Raw genomic sequence first — 15,474 nt, 5'->3', positions numbered from 1 at the left:
GGATCGAGCGTCGCCCCGATCATGTGACGGTGACCACTTCACCGGCCGCCCCCGATCCTGCGATCCAGCGGGCGCGCGACCTCGCCGAGTCCCGCGTGGGCCCCTTCGACCCGGAGTTCGCGGCGCGGTTCGCGGAGCACTTCCCGCGCCTGCGCGATCTGTTCGGCCGCATCTACGGCGAGCGCGCGGACCGGGACGACGCCCTCGTCGAGGTCCTCGTCCTGGCCGCGACGTCCTGGCGGGAGCGGCCCGAGGAGCTGAAGCGACGCGATGCCGAGCGCGCCGCGGATCCTGGCTGGTTCGCCTCCGAGCGGATGCTCGGCGGGGTCTGCTACGTCGACCGCTTCGCCGGGACGCTGCGCGGCATGCACGAGCACATCGGCTACTTCCAGGAGCTGGGGCTGATCTACCTGCACCTGATGCCCCTGTTCGCGGTGCCCGAGGGCAACAACGACGGCGGCTACGCCGTGAGCAGCTACCGCCGCGTCGACCCGCGCCTGGGCACGATGGAGGACCTCGCGGACCTCGCTGCGGCCCTGCGCGAGGCCGGCATCTCCCTGGTGGTCGACGTCATCTTCAACCACACCAGCGACGAGCACGAATGGGCCCGCAAGGCGGTGGCCGGCGACCCGGAGCACGAGGACTTCTACCTCATCTTCGAGGACCGGGCGATGCCCGACGCCTACGAGCGCACCACGCGCGAGATCTTCCCCGACGACCACCGCGGCTCCTTCGTGCAGCTCGAGGACGGCCGCTGGATCTGGTCGACCTTCTACCACTTCCAGTGGGACCTGAACTACGCGAACCCGGCGGTGTTCCGCGCCATGGCCGGGGAGATGCTGTTCCTCGCCGCGCAGGGCGTCGAGGTGCTGCGCATGGCCGCGCCCAGCCTGCTGTTCACGTCCGAGGCGATCGTCCACCCCGACGAGGTGATCGAGTACATCTCCCCCGGCGAGTGCCAGATCTCCTACAACCCGTTGCAGATGGCGCTGACCTGGGAGGCCCTCGCCACCCGCGATGCGCGGCTGCTGAACCTGGCCCTCGAGCGGCGCCACGCCCTGCCCGCCGGCACAGCCTGGGTGAACTACGTGCGCAGCCACGACGACATCGGCTGGACCTTCGCCGACGAGGACGCCGCCCAGCTCGGCATCGACGGCTATGCGCACCGGCGCTTCCTCAACGACTACTACGTGGGCCGCACGGTGGGCAGCTTCGCGCGCGGGGCCGCGTTCCAGGAGAACCCCCGCACCGGGGACGCCCGCGTCGCCGGCACCACCGCGTCCCTCGCGGGGATCGAGAAGGGCGACGCCGGCGGCGAGGACCGCGTCGTCCTGGCCCACGCGATCGCCCTGTCCACCGGCGGGATCCCGGTGCTCTACCTCGGCGACGAGGTCGCGCAGATGAACGACTACGGCTACCGCAACCGTCCCGCCGAGGCGGAGGACAGCCGCTGGGTGGGCCGCCCGCACCGCCCCGCCGAGGCCTATGCGGTGCGCGAGGACGAGCGCACCGTCGCCGGGCGCGTCCACCAGCGGCTGCGGCGCCTGCTCGCCGTCCGCCGCGACGCCCCGCAGCTGGCCGGGAACGACCTCGTGCCCTTCCACGTCCCCCACCGCAGCGTCATCGGCTTCCAGCGCCCCGGCGAGGTCACGAGCTTCCTGGTGCTCGCGAACGTCGGCGACGGGGGCGTCCCCGTGGATCCGGTGACCCTGTCCGGCCTCGATCCGCAGGCCCGCGAGCTCATCGCCGATGTCGAGGTCGACCTGCGCGAGGGTGCGGTGATCCCCGCGCACGGCGTGCTGTGGCTGGAGGTGCGACCGCGCGGCTGAACGCATCGGCCCCCGGTCGGGCGCAGGCCATCGGCCCACCGCCGGGCGCGGGACCTCGGCCCGTGACGGACCCCGCTCCCCCGGGCCCCGGGGGTGATGGAACAATGGACCCCATGGCCCATACCTTCGCCGACCTCACCCCGCCGATCGCGCTCACCCCGCTGGACGGCCGGTACCGTGCCCAGGTCGCCCCGCTCGTCGATCACCTCTCCGAAGCCGCCCTGAACCGCTGCCGGATCATCGTCGAGGTCGAGTGGGTCATCCACCTCCTCGACCACGGCGCCATCCCGGGCCTGCGCTCCCTCACCGAGGACGAGCGCGCCCTGCTGCGCGCCATCCCGGAGGACTTCGGCGCCGAGGGCATCGCCGAGCACGCCGCGATCGAGCGCGAGACCGTGCACGACGTCAAGGCCGTCGAGTACTACATCAAGCGCCGTCTCGCCGGAACCTCCCTCGAGCCCCTCGCGGAGATCGTGCACATCTACTGCACCAGCGAGGACGTCAACAACCTCTCCTACGCCCTCATGGTCAAGGGCGCGATCGAGCAGGTGTGGCTGCCCGCGCTGCAGGGCGTGATCGCGGACCTCGCCGCCCTCGCCCGCGAGACGGCCGAGGTGCCGATGCTCTCGCGGACCCATGGCCAGCCGGCGACGCCGACGACCCTCGGCAAGGAGATCGGCGTCTTCGCGCACCGGCTCTCGCGCCAGGCCCGCCGCATCGCCGCCGACGAGTACCTCGGCAAGATCAACGGCGCAACCGGCACCTATGCCGCGCACGCGATCTCCGTCCCCGGCACCGACTGGGAGGAGGTCTCGCGCACCTTCGTCGAGCACCTGGGCCTGACCTGGAACCCGCTGACCACGCAGATCGAATCCCACGACTGGCAGGCGGAGCTGTACGCCGACGTGGCCCGCGCCGGTCGCATCCTGCACAACCTCGCCACCGACGTGTGGACCTACATCTCGATGGGCTACTTCCGCCAGCGCCTGTCCGCGCAAGGCGGCACCGGCTCCTCGACGATGCCCCATAAGGTCAACCCGATCCGCTTCGAGAACGCCGAGGCGAACCTCGAGATCTCCGGCGCCCTGCTGGACGTGCTCGGCCAGACCCTCGTCACCTCCCGCCTGCAGCGCGACCTCACCGACTCCACCACCCAGCGCAACGTCGGCCCCGCGATCGGCCATTCGCTGCTGGCGATCGCGAACCTCCGCAAGGGCCTCGCCGGCCTGGACGTGGACGTCGAGGCGATGGCCGCGGACCTCGACGCCAACTGGGAGGTGCTCGGCGAGGCCGTCCAGTCCGTCATGCGCACCCTCGGCGTGCAGGGCGCCCAGGGCATGGACAACCCCTACGAGCGCCTCAAGGACCTCACCCGCGGCCAGCGCGTCACCGGCGAGGGCATGCGCGAGTTCATCGAGGGGCTGGGCCTGCCTCAGACGGAGGCGGAGCGTCTGCTGGCCCTGAGCCCGGCGACCTACGTCGGCTACGGGCCGCGGCTGCTGCGGCACCTCACGGACGAGGATCGGTCGTGACCGGCTCGGAGCTCCCCGCAGCACCTCCCGCCGCTGCCGCGGATGACGCGGCAGGCGACGGCGGCGCAGTGCCCGGCGAGGCGGCCGCCCCGGGAAGCCACGTCGCGGGCGTACACGGGTACCACGACGACAAGGCCGCCTACCTGCGGCGGCTGCGGCGCGTGGAGGGACAGGTCCGCGGGCTGCAGCGGATGATCGAGGAGGACACGTACTGCATCGACGTGCTCACCCAGGTCTCCGCCGTGCAGAAGGCCCTCGAGTCCGTCGCGACAGGGCTGGTCGACGACCACATCCATCACTGCGTGCAGGAGGCCGCCCGCTCCGGCGACCCGGCCGTGATCGACACGAAGATGGACGAGGTCATGACGGTCGTGAAGCGGCTGCTGAAGTGACCGGGGCGCGGTGACGGATCCGGAAGCTGACCTGCCCGTCCGGGCGGAGCGAGCACCCCTGCCCCGTGCCTTCTTCGATCGGCCGGTGCTGGAGCTCGCCCCGGTGCTGCTGGGCTGCGAGCTCGCGGGGCGCGGGATCCGGCTGCGGATCACGGAGGTCGAGGCCTACGTCGGCTCCGAGGATCCGGGCTCCCACGCCTTCCGCGGACTCACGGCCCGCAACGCGAGCATGTTCGGCCCGCCCGGGCATCTGTACGTGTACCGGCACATGGGCCTGCACACCTGCATGAACATCGTCGCCGATGCGGAGGGCATCGGCACCGGCTGCCTGATCCGCGCGGGCGAGGTCGTCGCCGGAGCCGAGCTCGCCCGGCAGCGCCGCAGCGCCCGCGGGGTCACCCGACGCGACCGCGATCTCGCCCAGGGGCCGGGCCGCGCGACCGTCGCCTGCGGTGTCAGCTGGGACGACGACGGCTTGGACCTGTGCGCCCCCGATGCCTCCGGCCGCGCTCCCCTGCAGCTGCTGCCTCGCGATCCGTCGCTGCCCGAGCCCCTCGTCGCCGCCGGACCCCGCATCGGCCTGCGCGAGGAGGCCAGCGACCCGGACCTGTTCCCCTGGCGCTTCCGCGTCGCGGGAGACCCCACGGTCTCCGGGCCCGCGAAGCTCAACCGGGGCTGAACGAGGCGGCATCGTCCGCAGCCTCCGATCGAGCGGGCGCTGTGCGCCCATGAGCTCAGCGCACCGTGCGAGGCGGCCCTCCCGCAGGGCCCGAGCTGCGCCTGCAGCGTCATGGGCGGATGGTTGACCGGGAACGGCACAGCTGTCGGGCGATCAGGCACGTCGGCGGTCAGCGATCGAGACGATGCTCCCGTCTGGCTCATCGCCGGGCAGAGACCGGACTGGGACGTCCGTCCGGCTCACCACCGGTCGGGGACCGCTCCCGAGGCGACGGTCCGGCACGACGGAGGCAGCCGACGTGGATCGTGGCCTCCGGGACCTCCCGTCCGGACGGCCCCGCACCGCCGGCCCCAACCGCCCCGACGTGTTCCGGGTCATACCGGCCCGGACGTTCCCGGCTGATCCTGCGCGGTCCAACGCTGTCCCGGGCAGCATTCCGCCGCTCTGGTCGACCGATCGGCCGGTCACCGCGAAACCCTGGCCCCGGCCCGGGCGGCGTTCCTACAGTGGCGCCACCGGCGATCCGCGCCGCGACGGGCAGGCGACGCCGCCTCCCGCCAGGTGCTCCCCACCAGGGAGCCGTTCGGAAAGGTCCGACCCACCATGACCGTCACGTACGTGCACCCCTTCGACGAGGGCTCGATGGACCAGAAGGACCTGCTGGGCGGGAAGGGGGCGAACCTCGCGGAGATGACGCGGCTGGGGCTGCCGGTCCCGCCCGGGTTCACGATCACCACCGACGCCTGCCGCTGGTACATGTCCCACGGCGACACCCCGCCGGAGCTGGCCGAGCAGGTCGCCTCCGCTCTGGCGCAGGTCGAGGCAGGGCTGGGCCGACGCTTCGGAGACCCCGAGAACCCGCTTCTGGTCTCGGTGCGCTCCGGCGCGGCCGTGTCGATGCCCGGGATGATGGAAACCGTCCTGAACGTGGGTCTGAACGACGAGACGGTGCAGGGCCTGGCCGCCCGCTCGGGCTCGGAGCGCTTCGCACTGGACTCCTACCGCCGCCTGCTGCAGATGTTCGGCCGCACCGTCGAGGAGATCGACGGCGAACGCTTCGAGGAGGTGCTCGACGAGCTCAAGGAGCGCCGCGGCGCCGCATCGGACCTGGAGCTGGACGCGCAGGACCTGGCCGAGGCCGTCGCCCGCTTCCAGCGGATTTTCGTGGAGCAGACCGGTGAGCCGTTCCCGCAGGACCCGCGCGAGCAGCTGCGGCGCTCGATCCGCGCGGTCTTCGACTCGTGGAACGCGCCGCGCGCCGTCGTCTACCGCAACACCGAGCGGATCCGGCACGACCTCGGCACCGCCGTGAACGTGTGCTCGATGGTGTTCGGCAACCTTGACGACCGCTCCGCGACCGGGGTGTGCTTCACCCGCGACCCGGCCACGGGGCAGGCCGGCGTGTACGGGGACTTCCTCGTCAACGCGCAGGGCGAGGACGTGGTCGCCGGCATCCGCAACACCCGGTCCCTGCCCGAGCTCGCCGAGGTGCTGCCGGACTGCTACGCGCAGCTGGAACAGGTGATGGAGACCCTCGAGACGCACTACCGGGACCTGTGCGACATCGAGTTCACCATCGAGTCCGGGACGCTGTGGATGCTGCAGACCCGGGTCGGCAAGCGCACCGCTGCCGCGGCCTTCCGCATCGCCACGACCCTCGTGGACGAGGGGGTCATCGACGAGGAGGAGGCCCTGCGCCGGGTCGGCGGCGACCAGCTGAGCCGGCTCATGTTCCCGCACTTCGCGGAGGGATCCGGGGCGCAGCCGATCACGAAGGGGCTGAACGCCTCGCCCGGCGCGGCCGTCGGACAGGTCGCCTTCGACTCGGAGACCGTGACCGCGCTCGCGAGGGACCATGTCGCCACGATCCTGGTGCGCCGCGAGACCAATCCCGACGACCTCGCCGGCATGCTGGCCGCCGCCGGGGTCCTCACCTCCCGCGGCGGCAAGACCAGCCATGCCGCGGTCGTCGCCCGGGGCCTCGGGAAGACCTGCGTGTGCGGGGCGGAGACGCTCGAGGTGGACGAGAAGGCGAAGGAGATCCGCATGGGCGGGGACGTGATCGCTCGCGAGGGCGACATCATCTCGATCGACGGGACCAGCGGCGAGGTGTTCCTCGGCGAGGTCCCCGTCGAGCCCAGCGAGGTCGTCCAGTACCTCGAGGGGGACCTCGCGCCCGATGATCCGGCCGCGAGCGATCTGGTCCGCTCCGTGCACCGCCTGATGGGCACGGCCGACTCCCTGCGCACCCTGCAGGTGCGCGCCAACGCCGACACCGCCGAGGACGCCTCCCGGGCACGGCGGATGGGAGCGCAGGGCATCGGCCTGGCCCGCACGGAGCACATGTTCCTCGGCGAGCGCCGGGTTCTGGTGGAGAACCTCATCCTCTCCGCCGACCAGGAGCAGCGCCAGGAGGCGCTGGACGAGCTGCTCGAGGTCCAGCGCGGAGACTTCGTCGCCCTTCTCGAGGCAATGGGCTCGCTGCCCACGACGATCCGCCTGCTCGATCCGCCGCTGCACGAGTTCCTCCCCGATATCACCGAGCTGAGCGTCAAGGTCGCCCGGCGCGAGGCCACCGGGAAGAAGAGGTCGAAACGGGACGTGACCCTGCTGGGGGCGGTGCGGCGCCTGCACGAGCAGAACCCGATGCTGGGGCTGCGCGGGGTGCGCCTGGGTCTGACGATCCCGGGGCTGTACGGGATGCAGACCCGGGCGATCCTCGAGGCGGAGGCGCAGGTGCGCCGCGCCGGGGGCACGCCGCACGTGGAGATCATGGTGCCGCTGGTGTCCTCGATCCGCGAGCTGTGGGAGATCGAGCGGGAGATCCGGGCGGTGCGCGACGAGGTCTCCGCCGAACAGGGCGTGGACCTGCCCTGTCGGATCGGGACGATGATCGAGCTGCCGCGCGCCGCCCTGCGCGCCGATGAGATCGCGGAGGTCGCGGAGTTCTTCAGCTTCGGCACCAACGACCTCACCCAGACCACCTGGGGATTCTCCCGCGATGACGTCGAGGCCGGCTTCTTCTTCACCTACAAGGACCGCGGCATCCTGCTGACCAGCCCCTTCGAGTCGCTGGACCAGTACGGGGTGGGAGAGCTGGTGCGGATCGGCGCCGAGCGGGGCCGTGGCACCCGGCCGGACCTGAAGCTGGGGGTGTGCGGAGAGCACGGCGGCGACCCCGACTCCATCCACTTCTTCCACCACGTGGGCCTGGACTACGTCTCCTGCTCCCCGTTCCGGGTGCCGGTCGCACGCTTCGAGGCGGGCCGGGCGAAGCTGCTCGAGGACAGCTTCACCCTCCACCACTGACCGGAGTCCGGGCCGCGCCGCCCGCCCTCAGCCGCGGGGCCGGATCGACAGGGACTCGACCGCGGCGTCCTCGCCGATGCGCAGGGCGAGGCCCACGGTCGCGGCGACCGACTGCGGGCGCAGGTAGTCCGTGGGACGGTACGCGCCGTCCTCGAAGGCACGCAGCTGACGCTGCATGTCGGAGTCGGTGCGGCCCGGGTGGATCGACACGACGCGCAGGCCGTGGGGACGCTCCTCCTCGCGGAGCGCATCGGCGAGGGCCCGCAGCGCGAACTTCGAGGCTGCATAGGCGGCGCCCCCGGCCCTCGCGGTGAAGCCGTTGCCGGAGTTGATCATGACCACGGTGCCGCGCGCCGCCCGCAGCGGCGGCAGCAGCGCGCGGGTGAGCTCGGCGACGGCGGTGACGTTCACGGCGAAGGAGCGCGCCCAGTCCGCCGCGCCCAGCTCCTCGACAGTCCCGGACACGAGGATCCCGGCGCTGTGCACCAGGCCGTCCAGGCCCTCCCCGAGGTCCAGCTCCGCGAGGGCCGCGGCAACGGCCACCTGGTCGGTGAGCTCGGCGGCGAGGATCTGCGTGCGCGCCGGGGTGAGCTCCCCGGCGAGCTCCCGGAGCGCCTCGGGATCGCGGCCGCCCAGGATCAGGTCGTGATCGGCGGCGAGCTCGGCGGCGATGGCGCGGCCGATGCCGCGGCTCGCACCGGTGACCAGGACGAGGGGGCGGCGTCCGGGATCGGAGGCAGGGGCGGGGTCGGGATGCGGTGCGCTCATGGCTCCAGTCTTCCACCCCATGCGGCCCCGGCACCCGGGTGGCTGGCACGATGGGGCGGTGAGCATCGCCATCCCGCCCCGCCTGCTGCGCGCCGAGGTCCTGATCGTGCTCGCCCTCTCGCTCGGCCGCAGCGCCGTCTACTCGGTGCTCGCCCTGGCCGAGGCCTTCGCGCGCGGTCCGCTCGCAGGGCAGAGCACGGCGCTGAACCCGAGCGCCTCGGAGCTGCCGTGGATGGATCTGATCCGTCAGCTGACGGGGATCGTGTTCACCCTGGCCCCGGTGGCGCTCGCGATCGTGCTGCTCGCGCTGACCGCGGGATCGGTGCGGCAGGCCCTCGGGGACATCGGCCTGGACCTGCGCGCGCCGGGACGCGATCTGCTGTGGGGGTTCGTGCTCGCCGCGGTGATCGGAGTCCCGGGGCTGGGGATCTACGCCGCGGGCCGGGCGCTCGGGGCGACGCTCGAGGTGGTGCCGGCCTCCCTCGGCGAGCACTGGTGGACGGTGCCGGTGCTGGTGCTGCAGGCGGTGAAGAACGCGGTGATCGAGGAGGTGATCGCGGTCGGCTACCTCGCGCGGCGGCTCGAGGCGCTGGGCTGGGGGCCGCGGCGGATCATCGCCGCCTCCGCCCTGCTGCGGGGCGCGTATCACCTGTACCAGGGCATCGGCCCCGGGATCGCGAACGCGGTCATGGGCGTCGTGTTCGCCGGCTGGTTCCGGCGGACGGGCCGGGTGATGCCGCTGGTGATCGCGCATACGCTGCTGGACGTGGTGGCCTTCGTGGGCTACGCCCTGCTGAAGGACGTCCTGGGCCTCTGAGACCCCGATGAGCCCGGTCGGACGCCCCTCGCTCTGTGGCTGACCCTCGATGTGGCACACGGGGAGTGCGGGAACGCCCCCGTGCTGATCTTCTCGCACGGCTGCCCCTCGATGTGGCAGACGGTCCCCGATCTGCGCCATCGACGGTCAATCGCTATGCGATCGTGAGCATCTGGCTCATCGACGGGCAATGGCAACAGGGCCGGGAGCCTGGCGGGCGGCCCACGCGGGACAGGGCCACCGCGGGTCGGGCCGGCGCGCAGTCCTCGCGGCGGGGATCAGAGGACGTAGGGGTCGCCGTCGCCGTCGGAAACCATCGGCAGGTCCGACTCGAACCAGATGTCCATGCCGCCGGCGACGTTGATCGCGTCGTAGCCGTTCTGGTTCAGCCACTGCGAGACCTGGGCGCTGCGCCCGCCGCTGCGGCACACGATGTACAGATCGCCGTCTTCGGGCAGCTTGTCGAGGTTCTCCAGGAGGGTGCTGGCGGGCAGGTGCTGGGCGGTCGGGGCATGCCCGGCGTCCCACTCGTCCTGCTCGCGGACGTCGATGAGCTGAGCGCCCTCGGGCACCTGGTTCGGGGCCACGGATTCGAAGTTCATGCCGTCCAGCGTAGCGATCGGACCGTCGCCGCGGGACGCCCCCGCCACCACGCCGACGCACCGCCCATACCCCCACACCCACGACCTGCACCGCGAGTGGGGGATCCCGTCCGCCTCCGTGCTCGTGAGGCGGATGAGATCCCCCACTCGGCGAGTGAGCGCTTGGCGCATCACGCGCTCGTCGGGGGCGGCGGTGACCGCTCGGCGGGGCGTCAGGCCTCGCTGCGCGCGACCCGTGCCACGAGCGGGGCGCTGACCAGCACGCTCACCGCCACCAGGCCCAGGGCGACGAGCGCGCTCAGCAGGTACTGGACGAGCGGGCCCAGGATGGCCGCCCCGCCCAGGACCGGCATGATCAGCCCCGCGGCGCTCACGCCCGCGATGACCGCGGCGATCGCGAGCGGCAGCCCGATCTCCGCCATCCGCGCCCTCTGCAGCGCCGCGATCGGGGCGCCGGAGATGTGCTGGGAGCGGTAGACGCTCGCCTGATCCAGGACACGCGCGGTCTGGGTGACGCCGGTGGACACGGCGGCGAGCACCGCGGCGATGCCGAGGGTCAGGTAGCCGCCGGTGTTCAGCGCCGTCATGAGCGCCGCCTCCGCCGGGTCCGTGGACCGGCCGAAGATCGTCAGCAGGGTCAGGAAGCCGGCGATGACCAGTCCGAACGTGACACCGGAGACGCTGCGCCAGCCGGCGCGGGGATCCGCGGCCAGGCGACGGGCCCCCACCAGCAGCGCCGGGCTGGGCGCCACCGCGGAGAGGATGCGTGCGGCCAGCCACACCACGAAGGGACCGACCAGGTTCACGCTGCCCACCAGGACCGCCATGAAGACGGCGAGCACCACGGTCGTCACCAGCAGCGGGTCGTCCGCGTTCCCGGCCAGGCGCGGCACGATCTGGAAGGCGATGCCGAAGCCGATCACGAGCAGCACCCAGACGGCCAGGCGGATCACCGACATGCGCACGATCCGGGAATCGCGGGCCACGCCGAGCGGGGAGATGACCACGCCCAGGAGACCGAGCGCCGCGGAGAACGCGGACAGCAGCGCGACCACGAGGACGAGCACGGGATAGCCCCAGACCGGGAGCATGAGCTCGCCGACCGTGAAGGGCGCCAGACCGAAGTCGAGACCGGTCAGGGCCGGGGTCACCGCGAGATGCAGGCCGATGCCCGCGAGGGAGCCGATCAGCGCCTGCACGACGACGTCGAGCACGGCGATCGTGCCGATCTGCGCCGAGGTCCCGCCTACCAGGCGCATCGAGGCGAGGTCCCGCTCGCGGCGGCTGAGCGACAGCTTCGCGGCCGCGCTGCCGAGGCCCATGGCGCTCGGGACCAGCAGGGCCGTCGCGACCGCCGCGCAGGTCAGCAGGAACGGCAGGTTGGCGCGCGGATCGGAGAAGTCGATCCCGGCCGGGGCCGCGACCGTCCGGCCGAGGAAGGCACCCAGACCGCCGAGGACGGTGGCGAGGATCGCGGTCGAGGCGGCGAAGCCGATGATCGGGAGGATCCCGGCGATCCCGCCGCGGCGGCGCAGGACGAGGGGGGCGACGTTCAGGAGCGTCATCGGACCTGTCCCTCCGGGGCGGCCTGACGGCGGAACTGCTGCTCGATGCGCCCGTCGCGCATGGCGATGGTGCGCTCGCACACGGCGGCGACGGCCGGATCATGCGTGACCATCACGAGGCTCGCCCCGGCCTCGCGGCAGGCCTCGGTGAGGACCTCGAGGACGGAGTGGCCGGTGGCCTGGTCCAGAGCACCGGTCGGCTCGTCGGCGAAGACGACGGTGGGGCGGCCGGCGAGCGCCCGGGCGATCGCGACGCGTTGCGCCTGCCCGCCGGAGAGCTGCCCGGGGCGGCGGTCGTGCAGACCCGCGAGCCCCAGCCGGTCCAGCCAACCGCGGGCGTCGGCGGTCGCGGTGCGGCGCGAGGAGCCGGCGAGCATGCGCGGCAGGATCACGTTCTCCAGCGCCGTCAGCTCGGGCAGCAGCTGGCCGTCCTGGAAGACGAAGCCGAAGGCGCTGCGGCGCAGTCGGGTCCGCGCGGCGTCGGACAGGTCCTGGAGCGGCTGTCCCCCGTGGTGGACGGAGCCGTCGGTCGGGGCGATGATGCCGGCGAGGACGTGCAGCAGGGTCGTCTTGCCGCAGCCGGAGGGGCCCATGACGGCGAGCGATTCGGCGACCTGGATGTCCAGGTCGATCCCGTTCAGGGCAGGGGTCGCGCTCGCAGACTTCCCATAGGTGTGGCGCAGGCGGCGGGCCTGCAGGACCGGCGCCGGCCCGGCTGGGAGGGCCTGCGGCTGGGGGGCGGGGCCCGCGACCGGGGCCGGCGGGACGGGCTGCACGGGGGCGCTCTGCGGGATGGCGGAGGGATGCGTCGTGTTCATGGCTCCACGATCCCGCCCCGGCCGCGGGACGCGCATCGGCCCCGGGATCGAACTCCCGGGGCCGGCGTCAGACCGTGGGGGGACGGCGCCGTGCGACCGGCGACCGCCCGCGGATCACCCGAAGCGGCCGGAGATGTAGTCCTCGGTCTGCGTGTTCTCGGGGTTGGTGAACATCTTCTCGGTCTCGTCGATCTCGATGAGATGCCCGGGCTTGCCGGTGCCGGCGATGTTGAAGAAGCCGGTGCGGTCGGACACGCGCGAGGCCTGCTGCATGTTGTGCGTGACGATCACGATCGTGAAGTCCTGCTTCATCTCGTGGATGAGGTCCTCGATCGCCAGGGTCGAGATCGGGTCGAGCGCCGAGCAGGGCTCGTCCATGAGGACGACCTCCGGCTTCACCGCGATCGTGCGGGCGATGCAGAGGCGCTGCTGCTGCCCGCCCGAGAGGCCCAGGCCCGGCTTGTCGAGGCGGTCCTTGACCTCCTCCCACAGGTTCGCGCCCCGCAGGGAGCTCTCCACGAGCTCATCGGCCGCGGACCGTGCGATGCGCCGGTTGTTGAGCTTGACGCCCGCGAGGACGTTGTCGCGGATCGACATGGTCGGGAACGGGTTCGGCTTCTGGAACACCATCCCGACGCGGCGGCGCACGTTCACGGGATCCACGCCGCTGCCGTAGATGTTCTCGCCCTCGATCTCGACCTTCCCCGTCGCGTACGCGCCGGGGATGACCTCGTGCATCCGGTTCAGGGTGCGCAGGAACGTCGACTTCCCGCAGCCGGAAGGACCGATGAGCGCCGTCACCGAGCGCGGCTGGATCGTCACGGTGACATCCTCGACGGCGAGGAAGTCGCCGTAGTAGATGTTGAGGTCCTCGACAGTGATGGCCTGGGCCATGGGTGGTGTCCTTTCGTGCCGCGGGGCGGCTCAGCGGCCGATCTTGGGCGAGAAGTAGTGGCTGACCAGCCGTGCGAAGACGTTCAGCAGCATGACCAGGAGGATCAGGGTGAGCGCGGCGGCCCAGGCCCGGTCGTAGTTCACGGTGGTCGAGCAGGCGTGCTGGATCTGCGTGATCGGGTTGGTCATGACCTCCGAGTTGCAGACGGCATTGCCGTTGCGGTACTGGGTGTTGATGAAGGTCGGCAGGGTCTGCATGCGCCCGTCGAACATGTCGGTGTTCACGGTGAGCACGGTACCGACCGTCAGCAGCAGCGGCGCCGTCTCGCCGATCACGCGCGCGACGGCGAGGGTCACGGCGGTGGTCAGGCCCGCGATGGAGGTGCGCAGCACGACCTTGATGATGGTCAGCCACTTGGGCACGCCCAGGCCGTAGGCGGCCTCGCGCAGCTCGAGCGGGACCAGGCGCAGCATCTCCTCGCTCGAGCGCACCACCGTGGGGATCATGAGCACCGACAGGGCGACCGAGCCCATCAGGCCGATGCGGATGCCGGGATCGTTCGTGATCGTGATGAACAGGGCCAGGCCGAACAGGCCCGCGACGATGGAGGGGATGCCGGTCATGACGTCGACCAGGAAGGTGATGCCGCGGCCCAGCACGCGCAAGACGCCGGAGCGGGCGTACTCGACCAGGAAGATCGCGGTGAACAGGCCGATCGGCACGGAGATCAGGGTGGCGCCGAGGGTGATCAGCACGGTCCCCCAGATCGCGTGGAGGATGCCGCCGCTGTCCATGCCGCCGATGACCCCGGCCATGTCCGTGGTCCAGAACTGCAGCGGGACGGGCCCGATGATCCGGCCGATGCCGCGGGAGAGCACCTCCCACATCAGGGAGACCAGGGGGATCATCGCGACGGCGAAGGCGCCGTACACGAGGAGGGTGACGAAGCGGTCCTTGGCCCAGCGCCGTCCCTCGCGCACCCGCGAATAGGTGTAGCCGATGCCCAGGTGCAGCAGGTACCCCAGGAAGACCACGCCGCCCACGGTGACCGTGCCGATCAGCGCGAGCACGAGCACGGCCAGCAGGGCGGCCGCGGCCGCCGTGAGCAGGAGATGGTAGGCGGGCAGGTGCCTCTCGGCGGTCGCGGTGCCCGTCAGCAGCGCGGGCTGCGCGGACCGCGGATCCGCGGGGACGGTGGAGGTGCTCATGGTTCCCTCTCAGCCCTTGGCGCTGCGCGCGACGATCGCGCGGGCGATGGCGTTGATGACGAAGGTGATCACGAACAGCACGAGGCCCGTGAAGATGAGGCGGCTCATGACGTCCGGGGTGGCCTCCGCGCTCTGGGAGGCGATGTTCGCGGCGATCGAGTTGTGCTGGCCCGCCACGAGGATGTTCAGCGAGAAGGACGCGCCGGGCGAGAGCACCATGAGCACGGCCATGGTCTCGCCCAGGGCGCGGCCCAGCCCGAGCATCGAGGCGGAGACGACGCCGGAGCGGCCGAAGGGCAGCACGACCGCGCGGATCGTCTCCCAGCGGGTCGCGCCGAGGGCGAGGGCGGCCTCCTCCTGCAGGCGCGGGGTCTGCAGGAAGATCTCCCGGGAGACGGCCGTGATGATCGGCAGGATCATGACGGCGAGCACCACCGAGGCGGTCGCGAGGTTGCGCATGGGCGGCTGGGCCACGCCGCCGAACAGGGGGATGAACGAGAGGTGCTGGTTCAGGAAGAGGTACAGCGGCTCGAGGCGGGGCACGAGCCAGACGCCGCCCCAGAGGCCGAAGACGACCGAGGGCACCGCGGCGAGCAGGTCGATCATGAAGCCGAGCGGGGTCGCGAAGCGGCGGGGCGCGAAGTGCGAGATGAACAGCGCGATCCCCACGGCGACCGGGACGGCCATGAGCAGCGCCAGGATCGCGGCGAAGACGGTGCCGAAGACGAGCGGTGCGGTGAACTCGATGAGCGAGATCGCGTCCGCATCCCCCGTCAGCTCGCGGCTGGCGCTGATGGCCGGCAGCGATCGGACCGTGAGGAAGATGGCGACCAGCAGCAGAGTCAGGAAGATCAGCAGTCCGGAGGCGATGGAGAGTCCGCTGAAGATCAGGTCCCCGGGGCGGCGCGCGGTGCGGGCCGGGCCGGCAGGCGGGGCGCCGGCGTCCGGTGGGTCGACGGGGGCGTCCGGCGTGCCGGGCGCGGGGGTGGTCGTGGCTGTCGAGCTCACGAGCGGCCTTCCTCAGGATCGGTCGGGGCACCGGCCGCCGGGCGGAGGAGCT

The 15,474-nt window shown here is 72.1% G+C and carries 13 protein-coding genes; 6 read left to right on the top strand and 7 right to left on the bottom strand.

The genetic code is table 11. The features are described from left to right. The first annotated feature begins 23 nt into the window (after positions 1–23). From ACFFF6_RS08290 to ppdK, 5 genes are all read left to right on the top strand, one after another. Positions 24–1,829 (top strand): alpha-amylase family protein, encoded by a 1,806-nt coding sequence (locus tag ACFFF6_RS08290; RefSeq protein WP_376979890.1) that lies wholly within the window; start codon positions 24–26, stop codon positions 1,827–1,829. A 113-nt stretch (positions 1,830–1,942) separates the two neighbouring features. After that, entirely contained in the window at positions 1,943–3,361 is a 1,419-nt protein-coding gene (gene purB, locus ACFFF6_RS08285) for an adenylosuccinate lyase (RefSeq protein WP_376979889.1), read from the top strand. After that, entirely contained in the window at positions 3,358–3,753 is a 396-nt protein-coding gene (locus tag ACFFF6_RS08280; protein WP_376979888.1) for a metal-sensitive transcriptional regulator, read from the top strand. Before purB ends, ACFFF6_RS08280 begins: the two co-directional genes overlap by 4 nt. 10 nt (positions 3,754–3,763) lie before the next feature. After that, complete coding sequence (locus tag ACFFF6_RS08275; protein ID WP_376979887.1) at positions 3,764–4,432, top strand: DNA-3-methyladenine glycosylase; 669 nt, start codon at positions 3,764–3,766, stop codon at positions 4,430–4,432. Between the two features lie 603 nt (positions 4,433–5,035). Next, on the top strand, positions 5,036–7,741 hold the full coding sequence (gene ppdK / locus ACFFF6_RS08270) for a pyruvate, phosphate dikinase (RefSeq protein WP_376979886.1): 2,706 nt from the start codon (positions 5,036–5,038) through the stop codon (positions 7,739–7,741). A gap of 27 nt (positions 7,742–7,768) precedes the next feature. On the opposite strand, the gene ACFFF6_RS08265 is transcribed toward ppdK, so the two are convergent. Further along, positions 7,769–8,509 carry an SDR family oxidoreductase gene (locus tag ACFFF6_RS08265; RefSeq protein WP_376979885.1) on the bottom strand — a complete coding sequence of 247 codons (741 nt, stop codon included), beginning with the start codon at positions 8,507–8,509 and terminating at the stop codon, positions 7,769–7,771. Between the two features lie 19 nt (positions 8,510–8,528). Here ACFFF6_RS08265 and ACFFF6_RS08260 point away from each other — a divergent pair, with 19 nt between their 5' ends. Further along, positions 8,529–9,326, top strand: coding sequence for a CPBP family intramembrane glutamic endopeptidase (locus tag ACFFF6_RS08260; RefSeq protein ID WP_376979996.1), 798 nt, complete (start codon positions 8,529–8,531; stop codon positions 9,324–9,326). A gap of 278 nt (positions 9,327–9,604) precedes the next feature. Here the strand turns inward: ACFFF6_RS08260 and ACFFF6_RS08255 are convergent, their stop codons facing one another. The 6 genes from ACFFF6_RS08255 to pstC all read right to left on the bottom strand — a co-directional run bounded on the left by ACFFF6_RS08255 (position 9,605) and on the right by pstC (position 15,422). Beyond that, entirely contained in the window at positions 9,605–9,928 is a 324-nt protein-coding gene (locus ACFFF6_RS08255; RefSeq protein WP_376979884.1) for a rhodanese-like domain-containing protein, read from the bottom strand. Between the two features lie 212 nt (positions 9,929–10,140). Continuing rightward, positions 10,141–11,493 carry an FtsX-like permease family protein gene (locus ACFFF6_RS08250; protein WP_376979883.1) on the bottom strand — a complete coding sequence of 451 codons (1,353 nt, stop codon included), beginning with the start codon at positions 11,491–11,493 and terminating at the stop codon, positions 10,141–10,143. Then, positions 11,490–12,311: an ABC transporter ATP-binding protein gene (locus ACFFF6_RS08245; RefSeq protein ID WP_376979882.1), complete on the bottom strand. Its 822-nt coding sequence runs from the start codon at positions 12,309–12,311 to the stop codon at positions 11,490–11,492. Before ACFFF6_RS08245 ends, ACFFF6_RS08250 begins: the two co-directional genes overlap by 4 nt. Positions 12,312–12,425: 114 nt before the next feature. Then, positions 12,426–13,205, bottom strand: a complete 780-nt coding sequence (gene pstB / locus ACFFF6_RS08240; RefSeq protein WP_376979881.1) for a phosphate ABC transporter ATP-binding protein PstB — start codon at positions 13,203–13,205, stop codon at positions 12,426–12,428. Positions 13,206–13,235: 30 nt separating this feature from the next. Further along, positions 13,236–14,414 carry a phosphate ABC transporter permease PstA gene (gene pstA / locus ACFFF6_RS08235; RefSeq protein ID WP_376979880.1) on the bottom strand — a complete coding sequence of 393 codons (1,179 nt, stop codon included), beginning with the start codon at positions 14,412–14,414 and terminating at the stop codon, positions 13,236–13,238. Positions 14,415–14,423: 9 nt separating this feature from the next. Further along, positions 14,424–15,422, bottom strand: coding sequence for a phosphate ABC transporter permease subunit PstC (gene pstC, locus ACFFF6_RS08230; protein ID WP_376979879.1), 999 nt, complete (start codon positions 15,420–15,422; stop codon positions 14,424–14,426). Positions 15,423–15,474 lie beyond the last annotated feature (52 nt).

This window comes from Brachybacterium hainanense (assembly GCF_042434575.1).
Classification (GTDB): domain Bacteria; phylum Actinomycetota; class Actinomycetes; order Actinomycetales; family Dermabacteraceae; genus Brachybacterium; species Brachybacterium hainanense.
Note: the sequence above shows the minus strand (reverse complement) of the source record. Positions and strands in the feature narration are given on the sequence as shown.